The sequence below is a fragment of the Streptomyces sp. NPDC037203 genome, from assembly GCF_055605065.1.
The window spans coordinates 239,548-264,526 of sequence record NZ_JBVJUC010000009.1 but is presented as its reverse complement, the minus strand read 5'-3'; the positions used below and the strand labels follow the sequence as shown (position 1 = coordinate 264,526).

The following is a 24,979-nucleotide window of genomic DNA, read 5'->3' as shown; positions in this document are numbered from 1 at the left end:
CACCCGCACCGCAGTCCGGAACAGCAGCGAACCAGTACAACGTCACCCCCAGCGCGAGTAGCCCCTGGAAACCGCCGGCCTGATCAGGACTGCCTCACAGCCACCACCCGGTGGTGAACGCCTCGTTGTAATTGCCGGTCCCGCCCCGTGTGTCCTCGGCGAACGCCCCGACCTCCACCATCAGCGGCGGCTCGTACACCGGACTCTCCCCCCCGAAGACCGCACCCTCGACCTGCCCGTCCACCTTCATCACGTCCTGCATGACACGCCCCTTCAATCACTGGACGTAGCGAACTTGCTTCGCTTCACTACTCTCAGCATGTGGTAACTGATGCCAAACGAACAATCCCGCCACAGTGGGACAAGCTGAACCCACGTCCGAACATCAGCCGTTGAACGGACTTTCGGCAGCCTTCCCGCCCGGCCAGCCGCGAGAAGCAACACCGAACCACCCCGACCGGTCACGACTGGGCACCCAAGACTCCGGTCGGCTTCTGGCCCTGCTCCCGCCGGGCCAGCGCACACAGCAGCGCACTGATCAGTACGCGCCTGCCGGTTCTGTTCCAGGCGCCGGCCGGCAGAGTACCGGTTGTCCAGTCAGACCCAGATGAGTAACAGCTGCCGCTCCGGTGTAGAGGGAGTCCGGGGCACTCCCTGCCCAGGCTGTGCTGCTGTGCTGCTCGAACCGGCGTCTGCTTGACGCCCGGTTGGGTCAGTTGGGTTGGCGCCGCCGCCGCTTCCGTGGAAGCGCGGCATCGCCGGTGCGATGCACAGCATCGGATGCACTCAGTGGCCGGCCTCCCGGCCGCGGTGCGGTCCGGGCTCCTGCGGACGGTGCGCCTGCTGGTCGTCCGGGCGCACCGGGCGCACTGCGTCGGCGTCGGTCTGCTCAGCGGTGTGGCGGTCCGAGCGGACGCGGGAGTCGTCGCTCACCTTGGCGAACGCGTCCTGGAGGCGGCGTAGCCGGTCGGCGGTGAGGTCGAGGGCTTCCACGTCCGTGCGGGATTCCCGCAGGGCCCGCAGCGCGGTCATGTCGATCGCTTCTCCGCGTCCGGCCTTCGGTTCCTGGTCGTCGGGCTCGGGGTCGGCCGGCTCGGGCGGCGAGCAGATGCTCGGGCATCGCCGCCTGCTGGTGGGCGACGATGTCGTACGCCCAGCCCCGCACGGCGGTGGCGGTGGTGGTGCGCAGCTGCTCGCGGACCACCGCGCCGGCGAGGACGGCGCGTTCGTACTGGAGCGGGATGCGGGGGATCTCCCACTCCCCCGCCTCCTGGGCGGGCCGGGGTTCGGCCGGATCGGCCGAGGGTCGCTCGTCCGTGCCGGGTGCGGGAGCCGGAGCCCGGCGGCGGGCGGGGAGGTCGGGCAGGGACCACCGGGCGGTGTAGAGGCGGTAGCCGGCCTCCAGGCCGCGTATGGTCTTCGGCTCGGTGATGTCCAGGCAGTGGGTGGAGATGGCGGCGGCCACGACCTGGTCGTCCAGGCCGGGGTCGCGGCGGCGGCCGCGCAGGACCAGGGCGAGGTGACGGCGGGCTTCGGCGAGCAGGTGCCTGCGGTGGAAGCGGCCGCCGTCGTTCATCACGAACACCGTCGCGGCGACGTCGACGGCCGCCAGGGCCATGTCGACCACGGCGGCAACCCTGGCCCGGATCACCGCCGCTGCAGCGCGGGCGTGCTCGAGGAGGGAGTCGATGACGTCGACGTGCACACCGGAGGTGAGGATCGCGCTCGTCTTCCACCACGCGCGCAGCTGAGCGAGCGGCCGGGTCTTCTGCTTGGGCGGGCGGGTCTTGCGGGCGGCTATGGCGTTGAGTTTGGCGCGGGCCCGCTCGGAGACCACTGGCAGGAATTTCTGCTCGCCGTCGTCGTCGACGGCGGTGACGTACTCGTGCTCCAGCTCGGTCAGGCAGGCGGCGATCCGGTCGCTGCGCCGGGCAGTCCAGCGGATCAGCTCGTGGGGCACCCCGGCGATCTCCATCACCGGCCGGCGCCCCGGTGTGACGATGCGCGGCTCGGTCGCCAGCCCCAGCGCCTGGCAGACCTCCGCTGCCACCAGCTCGTTGGAGAGCGCGGAAGCCGCGACCGTGTTCTCGTGCAGGGCCGTGGTGTGGATCGAGCCCCACTTCCCGTCCAGGCGCTGCCCCTTCACCGACAACAGCAGATGGTCATGGAGCAGCGGTCGCCCGGAGCGGGCCTCGTGGTGGCGGAAGCGGGCGGCGGCCAGACCGCCGGGCGGCCGCACCCGGTAGATGCCGTCCCTGCCGTACCGGATCACCGCGACCTCGTCCTCAATCCACTCCAGCACCCGCTCGATCGCGTACTCGTGCGGGGACCAGGTGGGCCGGCAGCTGTGCGGCCAGGGGCGCGCGCAGCGCGTCAAGGTCGACGTCACCGGCACAGTACGCGACCAGGTCGTCGGCGCGAGCGACCACGACGGCGGCGCAGCCTTCGCGGTAGGCGGCGACGGCGGCCTCGGTCTCGCCGGGCTCGATCCGCAAGCCGCGCGCCTTGACCTGGCGGTCGGCCCGGCCGACGAACTCCATTGCGCTGTCGGCCCGCCACCGGACTTCGTCGCCGGTGCGGTACATCCGGCCTCCGCCGACGCCGCCCCGGGTCGCGAGACGCCCTTGGGCACGCCGGTGGAGCCGGAGGTGTAGATGACGTCGGCGGCATCGGCGGGAGTCACAGGCACTGGCGCGGTGGCGGGGCCAGCGGCGGCGGGGGGCGATCACCTTGACGTCGGCGAGCCGGGTCGGGCGGTCGTCGGCCGCGACGACCAGCCGCGGGCCGCAGTCGCGGATCATGAAGGCGCTCCGCTCGCCGGGTAGCGCGGGTCGAGCGGCACGTAGGCCGCGCCCGCGCTCCAAGCAGCGAGCAGTGCGGTGACGAGGTCGACGCCGCGTTCCAGGCAGACGCCGGCGTAGTCACCGCGGCGTACGCCGCGCTCGCGCAGGGCGGCGACGCGGTCGGCGAGTTGGGCGAAGGGGAGGCCGGCGCAGCGCCAGCAGACGACGCACCGCCGGCGCCCGCAACGCCGCCAACGACTCCTCCCCCCGGACACCGGCCGGGTCCTCCGGCGGCGCCATCGACTGCCCACCCACGCCGTGCCCCATCACTTCCGCTTCCATAGAGCGCGCCTTCGTTCACCTCGTCGGAACAGATGAAGGCCCCCGTACACGAGTCCTCCGAGCAGAGCGGACCGACACGGGTAGGGGCCAAGACGCGCGCAGGCCTGCTCAATCAGCTCCCGGTCCACACGCCTTACGGAGCCGCGCTCGCGGCTCGCGTAGACATGCGACGTGATCTTCGCCCACGTGCGGAAATGGCCGCGCGCCCTCAACTCGTCCGCCCGCGCAAGGTCGTCACACCCGGCTCGCCCAGTGCCCGCGTCAGAGCCTGGCTGGCCGGCCCGGCCTGGCCGTGCGGCAGTGCCCCCGACGGCAGCCCGAGCGCTTCACACAGCGAGGCCCGCAACTGCGGCAGACCGGACGCCACACCGGCCACCGCCCGCCACACCGCACCCGGCCGGGCAGAAGACGCAGCGCCTGCTCGACGGCGACCGTCTTGCCCAGGCCCGTGTCCCCGTACACACAGCACGCCCCGCGGGCCGCGACCGTATGCCCCACCACCTCCGCCACACCGGCCGCCTGCCGTGTGGACACCCGCCGGGCCCCTGGGCACACATACAACCGCACACCGCCGCCCCGCGCGCCCGCAACCGCGGCGCTCTCCGGCACCGGCACGCCGGCGGGCGGCCCGGTCGGCGCCCGAGCGGTGTCACCGAGTGAAAGTGCGTCGGTAGGCGGTGGGGGTGGTGCCAAGGGTCCGCCGGAAGTGCAGACGCAGGTTCGCCGCTGTGCCGAGGCCGCATTCCCGGGCCACCTGCTCCACCGAGTGGTCCGTGGTCTCCAGTAGTTCGCGTGCCTTGCCGAGGCGGGCGCCCAGCAGCCACTGGAGGGGTGTGGTACCGGTTTCCGTGGCGAACCGGCGCATGAAGGTACGCGGTGAGACACCACTGTGCCGGGCAAGGACCCGGAGTGTGAGCGGCTCGTCGAGGTGGTGCAGCGCCCAGCTCCGGGTTTCGGAGAGGGAGGCCTCCCCGGCTTCGGTGACCGGAGCCGGTATGTACTGGGCCTGCCCGCCGTCGCGGTGCGGCGGGGCCACCAGGCTGCGGGCGATCCGGTTGGCCGCGGTCGCCCCCAGGTCGCGGCGCACGAGGTGCAGGCACAGGTCGATGCCACAGCACACGCCGGCCGACGTGAGGACGTCTCCCTCGTCGACGTAGAGCACGTCGCGGTCGACCGTGACGGACGGGAAGTTCCGCTCGAGTTCGCCGGTGTGCAGCCAGTGTGTCGTGGCATGCAGTCCGTCCAGGATGCCGGCCTCGGCCAGCGCGAAGGCGCCGGTGCAGATCGACACCACGCGCCGGCCCCGCTCGCGCGTCTGGACCAGTGCGTCGAGTATTTCCTCCGACGGTCGTACCAGCGGCTCCCTCCCCGGCTCGTACCCCGGCACGATCACGGTGTCGGCGGCGCGCACGTGGTCCATGCCGCCTTCGGTCACGAGGGAGAAGCCGGTGGAGGTCGTCACCGTGGAGCCGAGCCCGCACACGGTCATCTCGTAGGGGGTCTCCGGGCGGGTGTTGAAGATCTGTGCCGGGATCGCCAGGTCGAGCGGAGTGACACCGTCCAACGCCAGGATCGCGACTCGGTGGGGCGTCATGGCAATATTCTATCGATAGCTGTCAGGGTTGCCACTCACCTGGTCAGGGGGGTGCGTGCCAGCCTGGTGGACATGACCGGATCGACTCGCAGCCAGGTGGACCCCAAGACGGTCACCGACCTGATCGCGCTGCCCGACACACCGCTCACCAGCGCTGTCGTACAACTGATCAAGCCGGTGGAATCGCCCTCGGTGTTCAACCACAGCATTCGCACCTACCTGTTCGCCAGGCTCGTGGCCGCGCGCCTCGGACTGACCGCGGGCAGAGACTACGAAGACGACCTGCTGTTCGCGGCCTGCACGATGCACGACCTCGGCGTGGCGCCGGACGGTCCGCACACCCAGCGGTTCGAGGTCGAGGGCGCCGATCGGGCTGCCGCCTTCCTCCGCGCGAACGGACGGTCCGAGGCAGACGCCGACGAGGTCTGGCAGGCCATCGCCCTGCACACCTCCTCGGGCATCGCGGAGCGCCGCGGGACGCTGTGCGTGCTCGTACGCGAAGGCGTCGCGATCGACTTCGGCGGCCCGATGGGCAATACCTACGCCGACGTCCTCAGCGATGAGCAGGCCGACGTCGTCCACGCCGCCTACCCGCGGCTGGAGATGATCCGTTCGCTCACCGACGCGATCGTCGCGCAAGCCGCCAAGAACCCCAGGAACGCCCCGCGTTACGCGATACCCGGTGAATTCCTTCGGGAACGCGAGGCCTACGGCCGGACCCGGATGGAGCACGCCTGCAGCTCCTCCCGGTGGGGGAACTGACCGGCCCCGCCCGGTCCGCCACCCGGTCGACGAAGACGACTCGGAAGTCGGCTCGCAGGCCAGCGCAGAAGTCGGCTCTGAAGCCGCCCCCCACGTCGGCACACCAGTCAGCACCGAAGCCGTCGCACACTCAGCGCAGACACCAGAGAGAAGGACACGCCGCAATGCCCATCCACCACGTAGAGGTCCCCGAGAACTCGCCGGTCTTCGGAGGGACCACCAGCGCCTTCGCGCGCTTCGGCCACGCCCCCGCGGTCCGTTCGCACAGCCACCTGTTCATCTCGGGCCAGATCGGCCGCCGCCCCGACGGCGTCCCGGGGGAGACCGTCGAGGAGCAGACAGAGCTCGCCATCCGGCGCCTTGAGGAGATCCTGCGGCTGGAGAACCTCGACCTCGGCGATCTGGTGGACGTGACCAGCTATCACGTCGACATCCGCGAGAACATGTCCGGCTTCCTCGCGGCCAAGCAGCGCCTCATCAAGGCTCCCCACCCCGCCTGGACGATCATCGGCGTCAGTGGCCTCGCCAGCCCGGAACTCCTCGTCGAGATCCAGGCGACCGCCGCCTACCCCGACGGCGCGGCCCGATAGAGCGCCGCTCCGGGGCTCCGCCCCGGGCCCCGGAGCAGTGCCGTGAGGTGTGTGATGAAGACCACGACGCCACCGAGTGACGTCCCCCTGACCGTCCGGCGTACGGGCGGCGCCGGCCTGGCGCTGTTCGCGTCGAATCGTCTCGTTCCTCGCCGCGTCGAACGCGCCGACGCCGGTCTACGCCCTCTACGCGGCCCGGTGGCATTTCTCCCCGATCACCACCACCGTTGTCTTCGGCGTGTACGCCGTCGCCGTTCTGGCCGCCCTGCTCGTACTCGGCCGGGCGTCCGGCCACCTCGGCAGCAAGCCGGTGCTGCTGACCGCGCTGGCCCTCCAAGCCATCGCCATGATGGTGTTCAGCGAGGCCGGCGGCGGCGGCGCGCTGATCGCCGGGCGAGTGCTGCAAGGCATCGCCACCGGCAGCGCCCTGGGCGCGCTGGGCGCGGCGATGCTGGACATCGACCGCGAGCGCGGCACCCGTGCCAACGCCATCGCCACGGGGCTGGGATCCGGCGTCGGCGCACTGGGGTCGGGTCTGGTCGTCCAGTACCTGCCGGCCCCCGCGCACCTCGTCTACCTCGTATTCATCGGGTCCATGACAGCCAGGCCCTCATCCCGCTCATGCGGGGCATCCCGCCCGTCCGCTCGCGCCGCCACCGACGGCGACGCAAGCCGGACAAGCTCCACGACGACAAGGGCTACGACTACAACCACCTGCGGCGATGGTTACGCAGCCGTGGCATCACGCCCCGAATCGCACGGAAGGGCACGGACTCCGGTCAGCGGCTCAGCCGGCACTGCTGGACCATTCGAACGCACCATGGCCTGGCTCGCCGGATGCCGACGTCTGCACCGCCGCTACGAACGCAAAGCCAGCCACTTCCTGGCCTTCACCAGCATCGCCCGCCCCCTCATCTGCTACCGCAGACTCACCAATTGAGATGACTTGTGAGGGAAGGGATCGTCGGCTGGATAAGTGCCCAGTTCTCCGGCGTCGCCCACATGATCCCGGTGCCGCGCCGTCGCCCACATGATCCCGGTGCCGCGCGGTCCCAGGATCCACTTGTGGGTGCCAGCGGAAAAGAAGTTGCAGCCCATCCGTGCGGCGTCCTCGTCCGCGACGCCGAATCCGTGGACGCCGTCCACCACCAGCAGGATGCGGTCGTCCTCGCCGCGGTTCCGGTTCAGCTCGGCGATGGTGTCGGTGACCCTGGCCATCGGCAGGCGCACGCCGGTGTTGGAGTGCACCCGGGCGACACCGAACACCCGGGTCTCAGGTCGCACGGCGGCACGCAGCCGGTTGAGGGCCTCGTCGGGCGAGAAGTCGAACGACGAGTCGTCGGGTTGGAGGCGAGGTAGAACGGGACGCTCAGGACACGCGCACCGACGCGGCGTGCCGGGCCCGTTCACGCGCGGTCCCCGCGGCCAGACGACGTCCACGGCGATCCCGCGGGCCCGGGCGTAGGCAACCATGTGGGCCGTGGCGTCCTGGCCGCTGGACGGTGTGCCCGCAGCTCGCCCTCGTCGCCGCCGAGGAAAGCGTCGCCGTGGCTCCGGGAGCAGACCCGTCAGGCGCCGCCCGAGCTCGTGCGTCACCCGCCCGAACGCCAGCGGCAGTCCGGCTCCGGCGCGCAGGCTGTGCGCGCAGTCCGGTCCGCACTAGTTCCCAGGTCGCCGGGGTCAGGTCGTCGTGTCCCACTGCCGTGGTCATCCGATCGCTCGCTTCCTCGTCATGCCGTGCGCTCCGCTGGCAGGTGTCCTGTCCACGCCTGTTCCGCGGGCCCGGACTGGCAGGTCAGCTCCGCGCGCAGCAGGCCCAGGCCCATCGGGCCCAGTGTCAACGCGTTGTGGTGGAACCGCCGGAGGTCGAAGGCGGCGCCGTCGCAGCGGCGGTCCGCCTTCCGCGCCTCCAGCCACGCCTTCTCCCCTAGCTTGTAGGCCAGGGCCTGTCCCGGACGTCCCAGGTACCGGGCGATCTCGAAGTCGATGAACCCCAGGGGGCCCAGCCCGCAGTGCTCCGTGAGGAACGCGCGGCCCAGCTGCGGCGTCCATCGCTCCCCCTCGTGGAACCCGGTGCCCGCGGGGATGCGCAGTTGCAGGTGCGCCCCCGAACCCAGCCCGCACCCCAAGCGCTTGATACCGGGCCCCCCACAAGCGTGGGGAGCAGCGACGACCGTCGCCTTCGAGATGCCCCGGCCGTGCGTCGGCTTCAGCGCAATAGCGTCGCCTACTTCAGCGCGATACCACCCGAGTTGCGGTAGGCGATGGTCTTGGTGATCAGGTTTCCGCCGTCGGTCTCGACCGAGGTCTGTTCCTGCTGTCCCGGACCGAACATCAGGCCCGCGACATGGGCGTTCGCCACCTGGTCCATGTGGGCGAAGAGCCAGTCCACCTTGTCGTCCTTGTAATGGTTGAGGGTGTTGTTCTGCGCCATGTTGCCCACGGGGATCTGCCACAGGACGACAGGCTTGCCCACGGACTCAGCCATCGTCTTGTAGAACCGCATCGAGTCGGCGGCCTTCTGCCCGGTCCAGAAGGTGTCACGGCCGCCGTGGGCCGGCTGTGCGTACCAACCCGCGTCGCGGTCCGACACGTCGCTGACCAGGAAGTCGGCGTTCTGCGCCCCGAGACTCGCGTAGTCCTTGACGCATGCCCGGGTGTTGCTCTGCCAGTCCCAGCAGGTGAGGTGGAGCCCCACGGCGGTGTGCGGCGCGTACTTGTGCGCCATGGAGATCAGGCAGCGGGAGAGTCCGGCGGCGCTGTTCTCCTGGGATGCGCAGTCCTTCGGATTCGCGGCCGTGACCTGCGCGGCAACCTTGTGCGGATTGCCCAGCGACCGGACGTACCCCCAGAAGTCGGGTTCGAGGTCGATCATGTCGCGCGACGTGCCGATCTTCTGGAGGAAGAAACGGTAGTCGTTCATGTACCGGGTGAGCAGGTCCACCCGGTCGATAGCCCGGACCTCGCCCGGACCGTCGCCCTGGCCTGCCAGATCCCCGAGATCGCGCAACGAGTACCACGTCCAGAGCATCTTCTGCGGACGCGGGCGGCCTTTGTACGTCGCCTTGGCCACCTCACTGTCCCGCCAGGTCACGTAAGTGCCGGGCGCCGTGGTGCTGCCGTTCCAGCAGCCCCACCAGTTCGACCACCCGTCCTGGCAGCGCGATGCCGAGTAGTAGGCCGACGAGAGCGCGGGCTGGCTGTGCACATAGGCATACCGTGCGTCGAACGGCGCGGCGTTCGCCGAGGCGTCCGACATCGAACCGCCGATGAGTACCGTGCTACTGCCCATGAAGCGTTTCGCCGCGCTGCCGTCCGTCGCGGGGGGTGTGCCGGCGCTTCCCGCGCTCCCGGCCGGGACGAGTTTCCACTGCTGCTCGGCGCCGCCCCGGTCGCGGTCCTGGACGACGTGTTCACCGTCGGTCTTCGAGGCGTTGTGGACCTCGACGGCCTTGCCGCTGAAGCGGTTGATCAGACGTACGTAGCCGTCCGGCGACTTCGCCAGCTTGAACTCCTGGTTGGAGCCCTTCCGGTCGCTCCACTGGACGAGGCCGGAGCCGTTGCTCTTCGACCAGTGGTAGTCGTCCAGAACCTTGCCGGAGTTCCGGTTCTGCAGCCGGTAGTAGCCGTCACCGGCATCGATGAACCGCCACTGCTGGTTGGCTCCGCCGTGACGGTTGCCTTGCACCACCGCCGCCCCGTCGTTCGTGGCGGAGGCACGGCCGTCCAGCGCCTTGCCGCTGTTGTGGTTGACCAGCACGTACCACGCCTTCGGATCAACGGGTTGGGCCGATGCGCTGTTGACCATGACGACGGCGCCGCTCACGACAGCTATGACGACCGCCGCCCAGACACTGCGCTGCGCGATCAGCCGCCGGCCACGATGTGCCGCTTTTCGTCTCGCCGCGACGGTTGAGTCGGTCGACTTGGGTGGGCGAGGGGACATGTCTGTGCTCACTTTCAGGCGTTGCTGCATCTGACCGGACCACCTGGCCGGGCAGCACTGAGTGGTCCGGGCGGCCGGAAAGGTTGCCGCGTTCCCGAAGATCGACAAACTTTTTCGGCTGGCCAGGCGGTAGCGGAACAGACGGGCGCCCGTGACGGCGCCGGCGCCGTCGGTGCAGACGTCCGCGTTCAGGTTTTCCACGTGTCCAGGTGTCCGGGAAGCGGGTTCAGCAGGTCGTACACCGTCTGAACCCACGTACGTCTGCACCGAACGATCACTGCTACGCTTCCGGATCTCCGTCCGGCCACACCCTCCGGATGTTCGCATGTCATTCGCATGACACTCGCAGAGTTTGCACCGAGGAGAGGTCACCCGTGGGCACAGTCGTCGACGACGCAGCCTCCGTGGAGTTCCATGCTTTCTTCGAACGTCACTACGTCGAACTCGCCCGACTGGCAGCCCTGTTGACTGGTGAGGCGGATGCCGCCGACGACCTGGCGGCGGACGCGCTGCTGGCGCTGTGGCACCGCTGGGACCGGGTGCGCGCGGCCGACCATCCGGTGGCGTACGCGCGGGGCGTGGTCGCCAACCTGGCCCGCACCCGCATCCGCGGCGCGGTACGCGAGCGCCGGCGGATCGCGCTGTTCTGGTCGCACCGCGAGGACCGGACCGAGAACCCGGACGTCGCGGGCGTGGTGGACGTCCAGGAGGCGCTGCGCCGGCTGCCGTTCCGCAAACGGGCGTGCGTGGTGCTCCGGCACGCGTTCGACCTCTCGGAGAAGGACACCGCGCTCGCCCTCGGGGTGTCGGTGGGTACGGTTAAGAGCCAGACGTCGAAGGGAATGGCCGAGTTGCAACGGCTGCTCGGCACCCGGCGTCCCGAGCGGAAGGTGCACGCGGTGATGGCCCGGGGCGGCGCCGAGAGCGGAGGAAGGAACCGATGAGGCAGCAGGACGTGCACGACGAGCTGCGCGCCCGGCTGCACGAGGCGGCCGGGGCCCGCGAACCCGACCGCGCGCGCATTCTGGCCCGCGTGGAGCGCGGCATGGCCGAGCCGCCGTCCCGCCCCTTGAGTCACCGGTCCACGCGCCCCCTGCTGCTGGACTGGGTGCGGGTGGTCAGCGCGACCGCGGCGGTCGCCGGGGTGCTCGCCGTCGGCGGGTACGCGGTGGCGTCCGCGGTGAAGAACGCGCCCCCGGAGCAGAAGCGTACGGTCGCCGTCTCCCCCACACCCAGTACCTCGCCGGACGCGACCGCGAGCCGTCCGCCCGTCCGCACCGCCACCCCGGCGCCCGGTGCGGGCACCACCCGGCCGTCCGGTGCGCCGAGTGCCGGCAAGTCCCGGAACGCCCGGGCCTCCGCCCAGCCGCCCGCGGCCCACAGCGAACGGAGCGGCCCGCTGTGGCTGGACGGCTCCGTGGACCCACACAGCAACGCCTTCTGGGCCCAGAGCGATGTCACCCTGAAGACGGCCAGCCAACTCACCGCGCTCACCGTCCAGTTGGAGGTCGCGCAGACCGGGGGCGTGGCCTCCACCGGCGCATGGCGCTCCCTGCCCGAGGCGGACTTCACCCAGACTGTCCAGGAGCGGAACGGATTCCTCGTCTACACCTGGACGCTCAAGGACGGCCGTACGGTCCCGGCGGGCCAGTGGGTCTTCGCCGGCCAGTACAACCACCAGCAGGGCGGCCGCAACGCTGAGAACGACAGCTGCACCGTCACGGCGACGGCCGACGGCCACGCGTACACCGTGGGCGGAGGATTCGCGGCACACACGAGCATCGGCGGGGACTCCTAGGTTCTGTCGTCAAATGTCACGCCCACATCAGGAGTGACGCAAGGGTGACGGCTGCTTGATAGGACTGGACGGTCTTGTCGTAGCGGGTGGCGATGCCTCGCCACTGCTTCAAGCGTTGAAGCACCGTTCCACGACGTTGCGGTGTTTGTACGCCTCGCGGTCGAAGGCCGGCGGGCGGCCTCCGTGGCTGCCGCGCCGTGCCCGGTTGCGGACCTGGTCGGCCCGTTCGGGGATCGTGTGCGCGATGCCGTGGCGGCGGAGCCAGCCGCGGATGGCTGTTGGGCTGTAGCCCTTGGCGCCCAGGACGTGATCGGGCCGGACGCGGGGGCGCCCCGGCCCCGGGCGGGGCACCCGGATCGCTTCCATCACGGTGATGAAACGGGTGCAGTCGTTGGTGTTGCCGCCCGTGACGACGAAGGCGAGTGGGCGGCCCCGGCCGTCGCAGGCCAGGTGGACCTTGCTGGTCAGGCCAGCTCGGGACCGGCCGGGGGCCGGGTCGCGGAGCCCCCTTTTCGAGCCCCGGCCGCGTGCTGGTGAGCGCGGACGATCGTGGAGTCGACCGACACCAGCCACTCGACGTCTCCCGCCGCGTCCGCCTTCGCCTGCGCGGCCCGCAGCATCCGGTCGAACGTCCTGTCCGCCGCCCACCTGCGAAATCGCGTGTGCAGAGTGGCCCACGGACCATAGCGCCCGGGCACATCCCGCCAGGTCGTCCCGGTCCGGAACTTCCACACGATCCCGTTCAGCACCCTGCGGTCGTCCAGCCGCTTCCGCCCCCGCAACGACTCGGGCAACAGCGGCCGGACGAACTCCCACTCGGCGCCCGACAGTTCATGGCGACGTATCACCACACCATGATCCACCAGCAGTGATCATTCGAAGACACTGCCTAGGCCCGCCCGCTCAAGGAGGGCCAGGACGCGATCGCCGGGACCGCCGACCTCGCGAACATCGCCGCTGCGGCCGACGCGGGCTAGGTGGTCCTCGCCTGGGAGATCCACGACGTCGCCACCGCCTGGGGCACCGGCCGCGCCGTCGGTCAACGGGACAGCGAGGCGACGTTGGACAAGCACGAACTCCCGCTGCGGTTCAGTCTGCCCGTGGCCGCCATCGCCGGGCCTCTCCTGCGGCGGCGAGGCCAGCCGCTGCCGCAGCTGCCGCCGCGAGGAGGAGGGTGAGTACCAGCAGCTCACCGCACAGGCTCATGGACAACTGCGCGCCCTGAGGGCCACCACTGATGGGCTGGGCGAGCACGACGTAGGCTCCGACGCCCGCGGTGCCGGCGACGGCGATGGGCACACTGAGCGACCACGCCGCCGTGGTGCGGAAGACACGGCGCCGGCCCGTGAGCGCGGTGACCGGTGCGAGGGCGCGGGCGAAGCGGAGGAACTCGGCGAGGGACGAGAAGACCATGGCCACGGCGATGTACAGGGTGCCGACGGTGCCGAGGAAGGGGATCCACCGGGCCTGGAAGCCGAGCGTGTTGGAGCCGGTGCCTTCTGCCAGCGGCCGGATGACGGAGTCGGTGCTCAAGGTCAGGCGGGCGGCGCGTTTGACGGCCGGGAGGTCGAGGGCCTTGCTGTCGGAGGTGAAGACGACGAGCCAGATGTCATGCGGGTCGAGGCGGGTGGCCGCTGCCGTGCGAACGGTGGCCGGGGTTTCGCCGAAGTCCATGTAGGTGGCGACTTGCAGGCGTTGGTCGAGCTTTTCGAAGGGCACCGTTTCGGGGGTCAGTCCGGTGGGGCAGGGCAGGTGGAGGGCCTTGAGGTCCTCGCAGGGTGCCTGGATGACGCGTCGTGTACTGGAGCCGTCCGGAGCCACGTCCGCATGTCCGAGCGACACCATGTGGACGCCGTCGGGGAGTGCGACCCGAAACTCCGCGGGCGGGCGGGCACGGTCTGCGGCCTGTACGAGCGCCATGCTCCTGCCCTCGGCGGAGCCCACGAACTCGGTGTCGTCCGAGCGGTTGTAGAGCAGCGTGCTGATGAGCTGGGTCTGGCCGATCACCCCGATCGCGATGATCAGCGTCGCGACGAGGCGGACGACGGCACCTGGGCGGGCGGCAAGGGTGCGGGCGGCCATTTTTTTTCGCAAAGGACAGTCAAGATCCGGAAAGGTCGCGGGCTCGATTCAAGCAATGAGCCGTCACACGCGTAACCCCAGAACCGGAACCCTAGCCACCGGCTGTTCGCCCCGACGCTACAAGCCCCCCGACGGCTGACGGAACCCCGGCGCAGAACCCATCGAACTCCCCGGCGGCCACTGCGGAAGGCGCCAAGATGTGGACTTGATCTCGTCCTACGACACACGGCCAGCCCTATGCGGCCGTGGGTGCACCAGGCCTCCGACTTCCCGCGCAAGCTCAGGGTCCTGCAGGCCGGATCGAAGCTCACGGCGATCAGCTTGTCGGCGAGGGGTCCACCGAGTGTGGGCCACTGCCTGATCAACGTGGTGTCCTCCGGCTGAGGCCAGCCGTAGAGCTCGGCCACCTCCACCATCGCGACGGCGAGAGGGACGGGGCGTGGACTTCCCGGCTGCTGCTGAGACTGCCACCATCTGCGGGCGGCGCGGCCCTGATGTCCCTGGGCGGCGCGCTTGGCGTGGCGCAAGGCGATCAGCGCCAGATCGTCCCCACCCGGCTCGGTCCCGTACGGCGTCTGCTCGACCACCGAAGTCCTCGTTCGTCCCGGCACCCACACTCCAGTCTGGCCCCCGTCCCAGGCGCAAACGGCCGATCACGCCACAGTGCCCTGCGCCGCCCCGTTTCCCAGGCTCCGGACCCAGGCGGAGCCGTGAATACGGCCGTCCGCGGCCTGCCCCTTCCGGGTAGCGCGCTCGGCCCGAGCCCGGCGCAGAGCGGCCGCCTCGGTGGCCGCGGCCTGGCGGCTGCGCTCCAGGCGTGCCTGCTCGATTCGGACCGTCACATCGGCCGGCACGACGTCTGGCTCGGAGAAGGCCCGGCGGCTCAGATCCCGCATCGCTGCGGTCTGCCGCTCCACCGCCTCCGCGACGGCCGGGTCCACTCGCGACGGCGGCGCAACCACGCGGTGCGCTTCGAGGGCGCGGCGATAGCCGGGTGAGGCGGTCTCGCGGGCGCTGGCCGGTCCGGCAGGCGGGGCAGCTGGCACCGGATCGGTGCCGGCCGGCTCGGGCACCGATACCGTGCTGGGAGCGCGACGGGGGCAAGATCTGGGAGAACCTGCGCAAGGGGCTGGCCGATGTCGCGGAGGCCTGCGCGCAGGCGTGCATCGACGTCCAGGAGCACGGTGAGAGCGAGGACGCGGGGCTGGCGGCGGTGGTCGCGGTCGTCAGCGCTCTGCTGGGGGCGCTGCTGGAGTGGAAGCGGCCGAGGCGGGAGATTGTCGACGGCATCCGCTGCATCGTCGACAACGGCGCGAAGCGGCGGGCTCTGCCTGCGGATTTCCCCCCGTGGGAGGCGGTTTACGGGTTCTTCTGCAGGTGGAACCGCGCCGGGGTCGTCACCTACATCCGTGACCAGCTCCGACGGAGGATCCGTACCGGCAAGGGCCGCTGCCCCCACCCGGCCACCCTGATCGTCGACTCCCAGTCGGTCAAAGGCGCCTCCACCGTCGGCCGCAACAGCCGCGGCTACGATGCCGCCAAGAAAATCAACGGCCGCAAACGACATATCACCGTGGACACGCTCGGCCTGCCGGTGATGATCACGGTGACGCCCGCCGACATCCAGGACCGCGACGCCGCCCGCGACGTGTTCTGGCGCCTGCGCCTCACCCAGCCACAGATCACTCAGATCCAGGCCGGCCGCGGCTATGCCGGCGACCTCGTCGACTGGGCCCGCGATCGTCTCTGGATCTCCTTGCGCATCGTCTCCCGGCCCAAGGGCACCAAGGGCTTCGTCGTCCTGCCCCGCCGTTGGAAAGTCGAGCGCACGATCGGCTGGTGCATGAACGCCCGCCGCAACGCACGCGACTACGAACGCCTGCCCCAGCACTCCGAAGCCCACCTGAACTGGGCACTCATCACCATGATGACCCGGCGCCTCACCCGCAAGAGCCCCCGAACGAGCCAGTGGGCGAAGAAGCCACGTTGACCTGCGAGAACCGGAGGCATCCGTGCTTCACGGTGAGGTCGGCGAGCAGCCTAGTGCGCCGCCTGCTCGAGTCCACCGGCACGGAGGGCATCCTCGATCTCGCCGAGCTTCGCTGACGACAAGACGCCCACCTGCTCGGTCAGATCTTCCTGGGCCAACGTGACCAGCCAAGTGCACGGGACAAGACCTGGACGTGGCAGCGCCACTCGAAGGACGCCCTCGAGAGGCATCCCCTCGGGCGCCCCCACTGCCACCTCGACGGCCACACCGCTGATCTCGGTCCCCGCAGGAGCGACGACCTGCATCGCTCGGAACCCGGACGCTTCGTCTCCTGACAGCAGCACAACCGGCCGCCGCTCGTCAAAGTCCGCCAACCAGACCTCGCCGCGCTGCACGTGCCCTCCCGACGCAGGTTCGCGGGCGAACCTTGCACGCCCCGGACCGAACACCTCATTGTCGGCCGTAATCCAACCAGTCCAGCGGTCGCAGCGGCCAGCGAACCCGGTGAACCTGCGCGCTCACAGCACTAGGCCAGTGCTCGGCGGAGAGATCATCATGTGGGAATGACTGAGAACCGATCCCCTGTGGCACCGACTGTGGTGCGGCTCGCCCAGTACACGAAGGCGGACCAGGAGGAGATCCTTGGCATCAGCGATGATCCCTTCGGTGTCGCCTGGACCGGTCTGACCTGGCTGCCGAAAGAAGAGCACTTCGGCATCCGGCACGACGGCCGCCTCGTGGCACACGCCGGCCTGCTACGACTGCCTGTTGCGATCGGCGACGCCGAGACAGAGGTGGTGGGCGTCGGCGGGGTGGCCGTCTCACCCGGCAGGCAAGGTCAGGGCCTCGCTCGCCTCGTCGTCACAGCTGCCCTGGAGCACGCCCGAACGATGGGTCCTCAACACGCACTCCTCTTCTGCCGGCCTCCCCTCGTGTCGCTCTACCAGCGCCTCGGATGGCACCCGCTTGACAAGGACGTACTCGTCGAACAACCCGAAGGCCGCCTCGTGACCATGCCGCTGCGGACCATGGTGACGCCCCTGCGCGACGATGCCCGGTGGCCCTCAGGGGCAGTACGGCTGTTCTCACTCCCTATGTGACGGGCCCCCTCTGACAAAAGCCGCGCAGCGCGGCGACGCAGGGTTCACCCACTCTCGGTTACGAAGCCAACCGGGCACACTCCGGCATCCGGACCGCCTGGAACAGTTCGGCCTCGTCAGCTCGAGGAAGGAAAACACCTACTAACCGCGCCCGCAACCACCAGGAGCAGGCCGAGATCGGGGCCCTGCGGGTGCAGGCGGATGCGATGACGGTGGCGGTAATGGAGTTGCAGGGCGCGGCCGCCGCCAACCGGCTGCTGTGGGAGGGGCCGGCCGAGCGCGGCCGGACGTTCCTGCTGGCCGTGCTCGCCTTCGCCGGGGGCGCCGCCCGCGCTCAGGTCGCCAGCGGCAGCGATGTGCAGAGCGGCTGCGCGGGCTTCGGGCGCGCGGTCGAGCTGCTGAGCCGGGAGCGGGTGGCGAGCAAGCAGACCGTGGCCGCCGTGCGCGCGCCGCTCACCCGGGCTGCCACCGCCGCTGCCCCGCTCATGCGCTGGTCCGACCCGACCGTCGTCACCACCACCGAGCAGCTGCTGAACGCCCTGTCCAACGTGGAGGACACCGCGCGCCTGGAGGCCGCCTTGGAGGCGTTCGGCCGGGCCGTCAACGCCGCGACCGCGCCGCAGCTGTCCTGGTGGGCACGCCGCCGTGCCGCGTGGGCGACCCGCCCGACGGCCCTTCCGTAGGATGCAAAACGCCTCGCCCCCGGCAGCTTCAATGCCGGTGTGACTGAGCATTTGATACGGCGAGTTGAGCAGGGCCGCGGTACAGCCCGCATCCCGGCTGCCAGGTCGTGCGTGAGCTGCTCGGTCCTCCCCCCTCGGGCCGCGTCGTCCACTCCAGAGGCAGCAGGGCTGCCTGCGCAGCTGGCGTCTGGCGGATGCGCACGACGTTCCCGGAGTGGAAGTCCTTGCTGAACCCGCTACAAGGCCGCCCACCGCCACTACGCCGCGGCGTTGGCCGCCGACGTCCGTACCGCCGGCGCCAGGGTCCGTTCGGACACCATCGCGTGGCAGGCAGCCGTCGAGGAGTACGTCCGCGACCACGGCCTGGACGCGGTCGTCGAATCCGCCCTCGCCGAGCCCGACGACTTCCGTGCGTCGTCGGCGGCGTACCGCCGCTCCCGGCACCGGATCGAGGTCGTCGCACTCGCGACACCGGAGGCGTGGAGCCAGCTGGGCATCCTCGATCGCTTCCTCACCGAGGCCTCCGGCGGAGCGGGCGGGCGGTTCGTGACCTGGGCGAACCACGACTTCTGTGTGAAGAACATGCTCGCGACGCTCGCGGTCATCGAGGAGGAGCAGCTCGCCGACCGCATCACCGTGATGATGCGCGACGGCACGGTGTTGTACGACAACGAGCTCGTCGACAGCGTGTGGCGGTGCCGGCCCGGCGCCGACAAGGCGGTCGCACGGGGCCGTTCACGCGCGTGGACGGCCCGGGAGACGGCCCTGTTCCATCGAGAGATAGTCCGCGCCGAGGTGCGCGTGATCCGCGAGGTGCCGGGCGAGGACGAGCGCCTGGCCGTCGTACGGGACGCGCGGCGGGCCGCGGCGCTCGCCGAGCCGGTCCGGCGCATCGCCCAGCCCCGACGGGGCGCGCCCGGCGTCGACTACCACCGGCTCTCCGCCAGCGAACACCGGTGGGTCTTCGACGAGTTGATCGTCCCGTCCTATCTGAACGGCATCGTCACCCGGGACGAGCCGCGCGCCGTCTACGTCCTGGGGCAGCCCGGCGCGGGCAAGCTGCTGGCCGCCCGGATGGTCCGACGCGCGATGCGGCCCGGAACGACGCGGCTGGTCGGCGACGACTTCAAGGCCCAGCACCCCGACTACTTCCAGCTGCTGCGTGACGACCCCCGCAGCGCCGGCGCGACGATCCGCGCGGACTACCGGGCCTGGTTCGCCTGGGCCGAGCAGTACGTCCGTGACCGGCGCGGCGACGTCCTGATCGAGGCCGCTCCCGGCAGCGTGGAGGAGTTCCTCACCAGCACGCTGCCCTTCGCGACCAGCGGCTACTCGGTCGAACTCGTCGTCCTGGCCGTGCGGGAAACCGACAGCCGGCTCTCGACCGCACTGCGCTACGCCCGTGCCCTGCAGCGCGGCGGCACCGGCCGGTTCACCAGCCGCTCCGGACACGACACCTGCTTCCACGCGCTCGCCGACGTCGTCGCCGCCGCCGAGCAGCACCCGCAGATCACGGCCATCACGGTAATCCGCCGGGACGGCCAAGCTCTGCTGCGCCACGAAAGTGGCGGCACCGGGCGGGCTTCGTGGGCCCTGGCCGCGGAACGGCTCCGCCCCTACACCGAACAGGAGGCTGAGGCATTCCTCCGCCTCTACCAAGGCCTGCGCCGGGCGCTCCCGCGGCACCGTCGGGAGCTGGACGAGATCGCCGCGCTTGCCCGGCCGCTGATGCCCGCGCGGGTGCAGCCGACTCGCCTCGGCCGGCCGCACCCGTCCGTCTGGCCTCTGCCCGTGCCAAGCAGGGCCGCCGACTGCGTCTCCTCAGCTGACTGCCTGCACAGGTGCGTCTGTGCCGTCGTAAACCTGCCCGTTCACCGCATCCACTCGCCACATGTCCATATCGCTCGGCTGTTGCGGTTCGGTTCCCGGCTGCGCACGCATCGACACGTTGACGAGCCACTCCGGCCGCCACGTACCGCTCCGCTCGTTGGCCTTCAGAGTAAACGCCTTCACCTGGTACTTCGCCTCCACCTCCTGTCGACCTGGACATCCAGCATTCTGGGCATCAGCACGTCGTCCTGCAGCCAGCGCCAACTGGTGATCCATCCGAGCTCGGCCTTCCCACCCACGGCATCTGTACGGTGGGAGGTCGCGTCCTCGGCCCAGGGGTAGCGATTGTTCATGTACGTGCGCGCGATCCGGTACGCCTCCTGCTTCCCGTACGGAGCCTTCGCTCCAGCCACCGGATAGCCCATGACGTTGGAACGGTCGCTGTCTTCCAGGAGCACGTTCAGATGCTTTTTGTCCGGCCACGACAGGCTGCCGTTACTGAAGGCTTCCGGATGACCCTTGTCTCGGCTCAGCAAGGTGAATTCGACGTTGGTACATGATGCTCCGACACAGGGCTGCATGTAGACACGTCCCAGCTTGTACCGGTCTCCGAACGCTTCCGTCACCACTTGTTCGACGGCCTGGCGCGTCGAAGAATCGGCGGCCGACAGGCCGGTGCCGTCCACGTGCGTGAAGGACACCATCGGGCGCGCCACACCCGCGCCCAGGACGAGCAGCACCGCAGAGGCGATCAGCGATCCCTTGGCGGCCGCCCGCCAGTTGAGCGCTCCGCGGCTGGCGAGGAACCCTGCCGCGACCGCGAGGCCGACCAGACCGCCGAGGATGTTCATCTCCGCGTCCGAACTGTCGCACGTACGCCCCAGACCGTTGACCGTGGCCTGAGTGAACTCGATGGCCAGGGGCAGCGCGACGACGCCGACGAGCGCCGGAAGCAACCGGCGAAGGGCCGGAAGGGCGAACAGACCGAGCGGCACCGTCATGAGGAGGTTCCACAGGCCCTGTGTGGCGTGGAACGGCTCGGCGAGGTCGTGGTTGATGACGCACTGGCCGTTGGCGTAGCCGCCGCCCATGAACGTGACGCCCAGCACGCCGGTGAGCGTGCCGGTCAGCCCCGCCCACCACACGCCGTACGGATTACCCAAACGACGTGCAACCAGCCACGCGACGCCGCCCAGGACGAGAGCGGCCAGCATGCATGCGGCCAAGTAGCCGTAATGGCCTTGGAAGATCGCGGAAAACACGAGAAGTCCTCGACAGAATCAGGGCCTTGACGGCGCAGCGGGGGCCCCGCACCGCTGTGCGGGGCCCATCACACCGCGCGCCTCAGCAGTGCGCGGTCGGCGTCTGGTAGGTGCCGCCGCTGTAGTTCAGCACGCCGACGCTGTCGGAGCACATGTAACTTCCCGACTTCTGCCAGTGCTTGGAGACCGTCTGACCGGACGAGATGGTGAAGTAGGAGGAGGAGGTGGCGGAGCCGGACATGCTGGAGCCCAGGCGCACGCTGACGGACGAGCCACCCATCCTGATCAGCGGAAACGTTACGAGGCGGCACGACGTAGTACCGGGCGACATGATCGCTCACGGTCTTGTGAAGCGAAGGCCGTCGGTTCGAATCCGGCAGGAGGCTCCACCGAGGTCCAGACCGAACGGGTCTGGACCTCTTCTTCTGCCCAGGTCTCCCGGGTGCGGCCCGAGCGCCGCCGGACGCCCGCGGGCCCCTGCGGGGGCGGGTTCCGGCCGTGCGTCGACTTTGCTCGGTCTTTGCGAAGCTTTGCCCGTGCTGGACGAAACCCGCCGCGATGCACACCACCCCGCAGCACTCCGGGCCGCTCCGCTCCGCCACGGAAACTCATGTAACGCCGTAAACTGCCACGTGAACAGAGTAAACCGGGCGGCAGCCTCGGCTCCGTTTCGGCAATGCGCGCAGAGTTGCCGAAAGTAAAAGAAATAGCAAACTAGAAGTCGTGTCGAGTTGTTCGGGCCGGAGTCGGGCTTCGGCACGTGATGATCACCGTTGACGTCGGTCTGATGGTGTGAAATAAAGTTACGGCCTAATGAAAGCGGCATCCCCAGGCTCGAGGATGCACCGCTTTGAAGCAGAGGGGGACAGGGAATGTCACGCAGTACACGGGGGACGGTTCTGCTGCCTTGGCAGCGGGACGGCAGGTTCTGCTTGTAGGCGTCCCGGACGCTCCATCTCTCCACATGTGCCGGCGCGAGGCGCGGGCCGCCCGAGTCCTGACCTCTATCAGGCCGACAGTGGATTCTGCACGCTTCACTTCATGACGTGTCCGTGGTGCCCATGACGGGCCCGCGACGCGACCTGCATCCGAACGCTTCGGCGCCCCTTCCTGATGCGCAAAAGACGACTGATCACGCCGCTTTGCGCTGGCCGAAAACAGCCGGGCGGAAAGTGCGACGACGAGCGCCCATCTGATGAAGTTACATTTCCCGGAGGTTAGCGAATTGACGCTGCGAACTCTTGTGGAGCTATGGGAACGGACGGTACGGAAGTACCCGCACAATCCCGCGATCATCTCCGAAGGAACAACCCTTTCCTATGGGGACGTGAACGCCAGGGCGAACCGGCTGGCGCGCGTTTTCATGGAGCACGGAGCGGGCCCGGAAAAGCTGGTCGGGCTGGCGCTGCCACGGTCGCCCGAGATGGTGATCGGCGTACTGGCCACAGCCAAGGCGGGAGCCGCCTTCCTGCCCGTCGACGCCGCCTATCCGGCGGAGCGGACGTCCTACATCATCGAGGACGCGGCGCCCGCGCTCCTCTGCACGACCGATGCGTCGCGCGCGGCCCTCTCCCCGGAACTCACCGTCCCGCGCCTCGTCGTCGACGACCCGCGATTCCTCGACCGGCTGCGCAGGGCCGAGGGGGCGGACGTCGCACAGGAGGAGCGGACGGCCCCGCTGCTCCCGGACCATCTTGCCTACGTCATCTACACATCCGGCTCCACCGGCCGCCCCAAGGGCGTCGCCGTCACCCACACCGGGCTCGCGGCGCTCGCGGCCGCCAAGGTCGCCGGGATGGCCGTGGAGCCGGACAGCCGGGTGCTGCAGTTCGCCTCACCGAGTTTCGACGCGTTCCTGACTGAACTGCTGGCGGCCTTCACCAGCGGCGCGGCCCTGGTCGTGCCGACGGCCGGCACCCTCGCGGCGGGCATCCTCGAAGCGGCTCTGCTGGACCACCGGATCAGTCACGCCGTGCTTCCGCCCACCGCCGCCCTGACGATCGCCCCTGGGCGCTTGCCCGCACTGCGCACCCTGGTGGTCGCGGGCGAAGCCTGTCCGCCGGAACTCGTCGAGCGCTGGGCCCCGCGGGTGCGGCTGCTCAACGCGTACGGACCGACGGAGGGCACCGTCTGCGCCACGATGACCGGCCCCCTCTCGGCCGGCGACGAGGTGACCATCGGCCGCCCCCTGCCAGGGCTGGATGCGCACGTTCTGGACGACGAGCTGCGCCAGGCACCGGTCGGCGAGATCGGGGAACTGTTCATCGCGGGCCCCGGGCTGGCGCGCGGTTACCTCAACCGCCCCGCCATGACCGCAGAGCGCTTCGTCGCGAACCCGTTCGGGGCGCCGGGCGCGCGCATGTTCCGCACGGGTGACCTGGCCTCGCGGCGCTCCGACGGGCAGCTCCTCTTCCACGGCCGGGCGGACGACCAGGTCAAGCTCCGCGGCTTCCGGATCGAACTCGGTGAGGTGGAGGCCGCACTCGGCCGGCACCCGCAGGTGGCCCAAGCCGTGGCCGTGCTGCGCACCGACGACGGGGCCCCGCAGCTCGCCGTCTACGCGGTGCCCGTCGAGGGCGCCGCGCCCACCCCCGCCGAACTGCGCGAACACATGCTGCGCAGCCTGCCCGACTTCATGGTCCCGGCCGTCTACTCGACGCTCGCCGCCCTGCCGCTCAGCCCGAACGGCAAGGTGGACCGCGCGGCCCTGCCCGCGCCGGGCGTCCTGCCGCGGACCGGGCACCGGGAGCCGAGCACCCCGGCCGAGAAGGCCCTCTGCGAGATCTTCTGCGAGCTGTTCGAAAGCGCGTCGATCGGTGTCGACAGCAGCTTCTTCGAGCTCGGCGGTACGAGCATCCTCGCCATCTTCTTCATCCAGCGGGCCCAGGAGGCCGGGCTGGACTTCTCGCCGCGCGACGTCATCGACAACCCGACCATCGAAGCACTCGCCGCGATAGCGGCGGCAAGGAGTGACGGATGACCAGCCGCCCCATGGTCAGTCCCGAGGACATCGACCGGATCGACCTCGCCTCACCGCATCTGTACGCCGAGAACGAACTGGACGAGGTCTGGCGCCATCTGCGGACCAACCGGCCGGTCTACTGGCAGCCCCCGCGAGAGGACCGCCCCGGCTTCTGGGTGATCTCCCGCTATGCCGACGTCAACAGCGTCTACCAGGACAAGGCCCACTTCACCACCGAGAACGGCAACGCGCTGGCCACCTTGCTCACCGGAGGCGACTCCGCGTCCGGCACCATGCTGGCGGTCACCGACGGCGTGCGCCACCATCAGATCCGCAACGTGCTGAACAAGGGCTTCTCGCGCCGGACCCTGAACCTCATCGAACACTCGCTCCAGCAGAGCGTGGACAGGCTGTTGCTGGACGCCCTGGCGAAGGGCGAGTGCGACGCCGCCAACGACGTCTCGGCGAACGTGCCGCTCGGCGCCATCTGCGACCTGCTCGAAATCCCCGAATCCGACCGCAGGTTCCTGCTCGGCCAGACCGCGCACGCCTGGAGTTCCGACGACGCCGACGCGCGGCCGGAGGACAACTGGATCGCGAAGAACGAGATCCTCCTCTACTTCAGCAAGCTGTGCCGGGAACGCGTGGGCAGCGACAACGACGACATGGTCAGCCTGCTGGCCAACTGCCGTATCGACGGCGAGCCCCTCAACTCCGTGGAGAAGATGGCTAATTGCTACGGCCTCATGATCGGCGGCGACGAGACCGGGCGGCACGCCATCACCGGCGCGGTCCTCGCGCTCATCCAGCACCCCGACCAGTGGCGCGCCCTGAAGAACGGGGACGTCGACCTCGACACCGCGACCGAGGAGGTACTGCGCTGGACCGTGCCGTCGCTGCACGGCGGCCGTACCGCCACCGGCGACGTCGTCGTCAACGGCGAGCAGATCAAGGCCGGTGACGTGGTGAGCGTCTGGATCTACTCCGCCAACCGGGACGAGGCGGTCTTCGACCGACCCGACGAGTTCGACCTCGCCCGTACCCCCAACAAGCACTTCACCTTCGCCTACGGCACCCACTACTGCCTGGGACATCACCTCGGGCGCATGGAGGTCCGCGCGGTGCTCGACGGGCTGCGCCGGCTGGTCGGCGGCCTGGAGCAGGTCGGGGAGGAGAAGTGGATCTACTCCAGCATCCTGCACGGCATGAGTTCGCTGCCGGTGCGCCTCAGCGCCTGAGCGTCCGTACCGAAGAC

At 70.0% G+C, this 24,979-nt stretch carries 20 protein-coding genes and 5 pseudogenes; 12 read left to right on the top strand and 13 right to left on the bottom strand.

Translation table 11 applies throughout. From position 1 onward, the window contains the following. Nucleotides 1–94: 94 nt before the first annotated feature. From ACZ7EC_RS24530 to ACZ7EC_RS24510, 5 genes are all read right to left on the bottom strand, one after another. Complete coding sequence (locus tag ACZ7EC_RS24530; RefSeq protein ID WP_471065693.1) at nucleotides 95–262, bottom strand: lasso RiPP family leader peptide-containing protein; 168 nt, start codon at nucleotides 260–262, stop codon at nucleotides 95–97. A gap of 627 nt (nucleotides 263–889) precedes the next feature. Beyond that, the gene (mobF, locus tag ACZ7EC_RS24525; RefSeq protein ID WP_471065692.1) at nucleotides 890–2,302 is read right to left on the bottom strand and encodes a MobF family relaxase; all 1,413 of its coding nucleotides are present in this window, start codon (nucleotides 2,300–2,302) and stop codon (nucleotides 890–892) included. Beyond that, nucleotides 2,286–2,585, bottom strand: coding sequence for a hypothetical protein (locus ACZ7EC_RS24520; protein ID WP_471065691.1), 300 nt, complete (start codon nucleotides 2,583–2,585; stop codon nucleotides 2,286–2,288). Before ACZ7EC_RS24520 ends, mobF begins: the two co-directional genes overlap by 17 nt. A 212-nt stretch (nucleotides 2,586–2,797) precedes the next feature. Further along, complete coding sequence (locus tag ACZ7EC_RS24515; protein ID WP_471065689.1) at nucleotides 2,798–3,058, bottom strand: AMP-binding protein; 261 nt, start codon at nucleotides 3,056–3,058, stop codon at nucleotides 2,798–2,800. Between the two features lie 716 nt (nucleotides 3,059–3,774). Further along, entirely contained in the window at nucleotides 3,775–4,719 is a 945-nt protein-coding gene (locus tag ACZ7EC_RS24510; protein ID WP_471065688.1) for a GlxA family transcriptional regulator, read from the bottom strand. A gap of 72 nt (nucleotides 4,720–4,791) precedes the next feature. Here ACZ7EC_RS24510 and ACZ7EC_RS24505 point away from each other — a divergent pair, with 72 nt between their 5' ends. The 4 genes and pseudogenes from ACZ7EC_RS24505 to ACZ7EC_RS24490 form a co-directional block, all read left to right on the top strand. Beyond that, the gene (locus ACZ7EC_RS24505; RefSeq protein WP_471065686.1) at nucleotides 4,792–5,481 is read left to right on the top strand and encodes an HD domain-containing protein; all 690 of its coding nucleotides are present in this window, start codon (nucleotides 4,792–4,794) and stop codon (nucleotides 5,479–5,481) included. A 164-nt stretch (nucleotides 5,482–5,645) separates the two neighbouring features. Continuing rightward, entirely contained in the window at nucleotides 5,646–6,071 is a 426-nt protein-coding gene (locus ACZ7EC_RS24500) for a RidA family protein (RefSeq protein ID WP_471065684.1), read from the top strand. Nucleotides 6,072–6,207: 136 nt separating this feature from the next. Beyond that, nucleotides 6,208–6,597, top strand: a pseudogene (locus tag ACZ7EC_RS24495) (MFS transporter); the annotation flags it as partial. 68 nt (nucleotides 6,598–6,665) lie between these two features. After that, nucleotides 6,666–7,011, top strand: a pseudogene (locus ACZ7EC_RS24490) (transposase); the annotation flags it as partial. Here the strand turns inward: ACZ7EC_RS24490 and ACZ7EC_RS24485 are convergent. The 3 genes from ACZ7EC_RS24485 to ACZ7EC_RS24475 all read right to left on the bottom strand — a co-directional run bounded on the left by ACZ7EC_RS24485 (nucleotide 6,990) and on the right by ACZ7EC_RS24475 (nucleotide 10,218). Beyond that, nucleotides 6,990–7,544, bottom strand: a complete 555-nt coding sequence (locus ACZ7EC_RS24485; RefSeq protein WP_471065682.1) for an aminotransferase class V-fold PLP-dependent enzyme — start codon at nucleotides 7,542–7,544, stop codon at nucleotides 6,990–6,992. The pseudogene ACZ7EC_RS24490 and the gene ACZ7EC_RS24485 overlap by 22 nt on opposite strands. A gap of 257 nt (nucleotides 7,545–7,801) precedes the next feature. After that, nucleotides 7,802–8,200: a DUF885 family protein gene (locus tag ACZ7EC_RS24480; RefSeq protein ID WP_471065680.1), complete on the bottom strand. Its 399-nt coding sequence runs from the start codon at nucleotides 8,198–8,200 to the stop codon at nucleotides 7,802–7,804. Nucleotides 8,201–8,298: 98 nt separating this feature from the next. Next, on the bottom strand, nucleotides 8,299–10,218 hold the full coding sequence (locus tag ACZ7EC_RS24475; RefSeq protein WP_471065679.1) for an RICIN domain-containing protein: 1,920 nt from the start codon (nucleotides 10,216–10,218) through the stop codon (nucleotides 8,299–8,301). A 173-nt stretch (nucleotides 10,219–10,391) separates the two neighbouring features. Between ACZ7EC_RS24475 and ACZ7EC_RS24470 the strand changes: the two genes are divergently transcribed. Next, nucleotides 10,392–10,961 carry a SigE family RNA polymerase sigma factor gene (locus tag ACZ7EC_RS24470; protein WP_471065677.1) on the top strand — a complete coding sequence of 190 codons (570 nt, stop codon included), beginning with the start codon at nucleotides 10,392–10,394 and terminating at the stop codon, nucleotides 10,959–10,961. Next, a complete protein-coding gene (locus ACZ7EC_RS24465; RefSeq protein WP_471065676.1) occupies nucleotides 10,958–11,815 on the top strand; it encodes a hypothetical protein in 858 nt (285 codons plus the stop codon). Before ACZ7EC_RS24470 ends, ACZ7EC_RS24465 begins: the two co-directional genes overlap by 4 nt. Nucleotides 11,816–11,831: 16 nt before the next feature. Here ACZ7EC_RS24465 and ACZ7EC_RS24460 read toward each other — a convergent pair. Continuing rightward, nucleotides 11,832–12,663: pseudogene (locus tag ACZ7EC_RS24460) on the bottom strand (IS5 family transposase). A gap of 241 nt (nucleotides 12,664–12,904) precedes the next feature. Then, nucleotides 12,905–13,897, bottom strand: coding sequence for a hypothetical protein (locus ACZ7EC_RS24455; RefSeq protein WP_471065674.1), 993 nt, complete (start codon nucleotides 13,895–13,897; stop codon nucleotides 12,905–12,907). Between the two features lie 1,204 nt (nucleotides 13,898–15,101). Between ACZ7EC_RS24455 and ACZ7EC_RS24450 the strand changes: the two are divergent. Beyond that, a pseudogene (locus ACZ7EC_RS24450) lies at nucleotides 15,102–15,884 on the top strand (IS5 family transposase); the annotation flags it as partial. Between the two features lie 53 nt (nucleotides 15,885–15,937). On the opposite strand, the gene ACZ7EC_RS24445 reads toward ACZ7EC_RS24450, so the two are convergent. Further along, a complete protein-coding gene (locus tag ACZ7EC_RS24445; RefSeq protein ID WP_471065673.1) occupies nucleotides 15,938–16,282 on the bottom strand; it encodes a type II toxin-antitoxin system PemK/MazF family toxin in 345 nt (114 codons plus the stop codon). 168 nt (nucleotides 16,283–16,450) lie between these two features. Between ACZ7EC_RS24445 and ACZ7EC_RS24440 the strand changes: the two genes are divergently transcribed. The 3 genes and pseudogenes from ACZ7EC_RS24440 to ACZ7EC_RS24430 form a co-directional block, all read left to right on the top strand. Beyond that, nucleotides 16,451–16,987, top strand: a complete 537-nt coding sequence (locus ACZ7EC_RS24440) for a GNAT family N-acetyltransferase (protein WP_471065672.1) — start codon at nucleotides 16,451–16,453, stop codon at nucleotides 16,985–16,987. Nucleotides 16,988–17,193: 206 nt separating this feature from the next. Next, a complete protein-coding gene (locus ACZ7EC_RS24435) occupies nucleotides 17,194–17,670 on the top strand; it encodes a hypothetical protein (RefSeq protein ID WP_471065670.1) in 477 nt (158 codons plus the stop codon). A 246-nt stretch (nucleotides 17,671–17,916) separates the two neighbouring features. Beyond that, nucleotides 17,917–19,212: pseudogene (locus tag ACZ7EC_RS24430) on the top strand (zeta toxin family protein); the annotation flags it as partial. 467 nt (nucleotides 19,213–19,679) lie between these two features. On the opposite strand, the gene ACZ7EC_RS24425 reads toward ACZ7EC_RS24430, so the two are convergent. Beyond that, on the bottom strand, nucleotides 19,680–20,762 hold the full coding sequence (locus ACZ7EC_RS24425; RefSeq protein ID WP_471065669.1) for a VanZ family protein: 1,083 nt from the start codon (nucleotides 20,760–20,762) through the stop codon (nucleotides 19,680–19,682). An 82-nt stretch (nucleotides 20,763–20,844) separates the two neighbouring features. Beyond that, nucleotides 20,845–21,042: a hypothetical protein gene (locus ACZ7EC_RS24420; protein WP_471065667.1), complete on the bottom strand. Its 198-nt coding sequence runs from the start codon at nucleotides 21,040–21,042 to the stop codon at nucleotides 20,845–20,847. A 915-nt stretch (nucleotides 21,043–21,957) separates the two neighbouring features. Here ACZ7EC_RS24420 and ACZ7EC_RS24415 point away from each other — a divergent pair. Beyond that, nucleotides 21,958–23,742, top strand: a complete 1,785-nt coding sequence (locus tag ACZ7EC_RS24415; RefSeq protein WP_471065665.1) for an amino acid adenylation domain-containing protein — start codon at nucleotides 21,958–21,960, stop codon at nucleotides 23,740–23,742. Continuing rightward, nucleotides 23,739–24,962 carry a cytochrome P450 gene (locus ACZ7EC_RS24410; RefSeq protein ID WP_471065663.1) on the top strand — a complete coding sequence of 408 codons (1,224 nt, stop codon included), beginning with the start codon at nucleotides 23,739–23,741 and terminating at the stop codon, nucleotides 24,960–24,962. Before ACZ7EC_RS24415 ends, ACZ7EC_RS24410 begins: the two co-directional genes overlap by 4 nt. Nucleotides 24,963–24,979 lie beyond the last annotated feature (17 nt).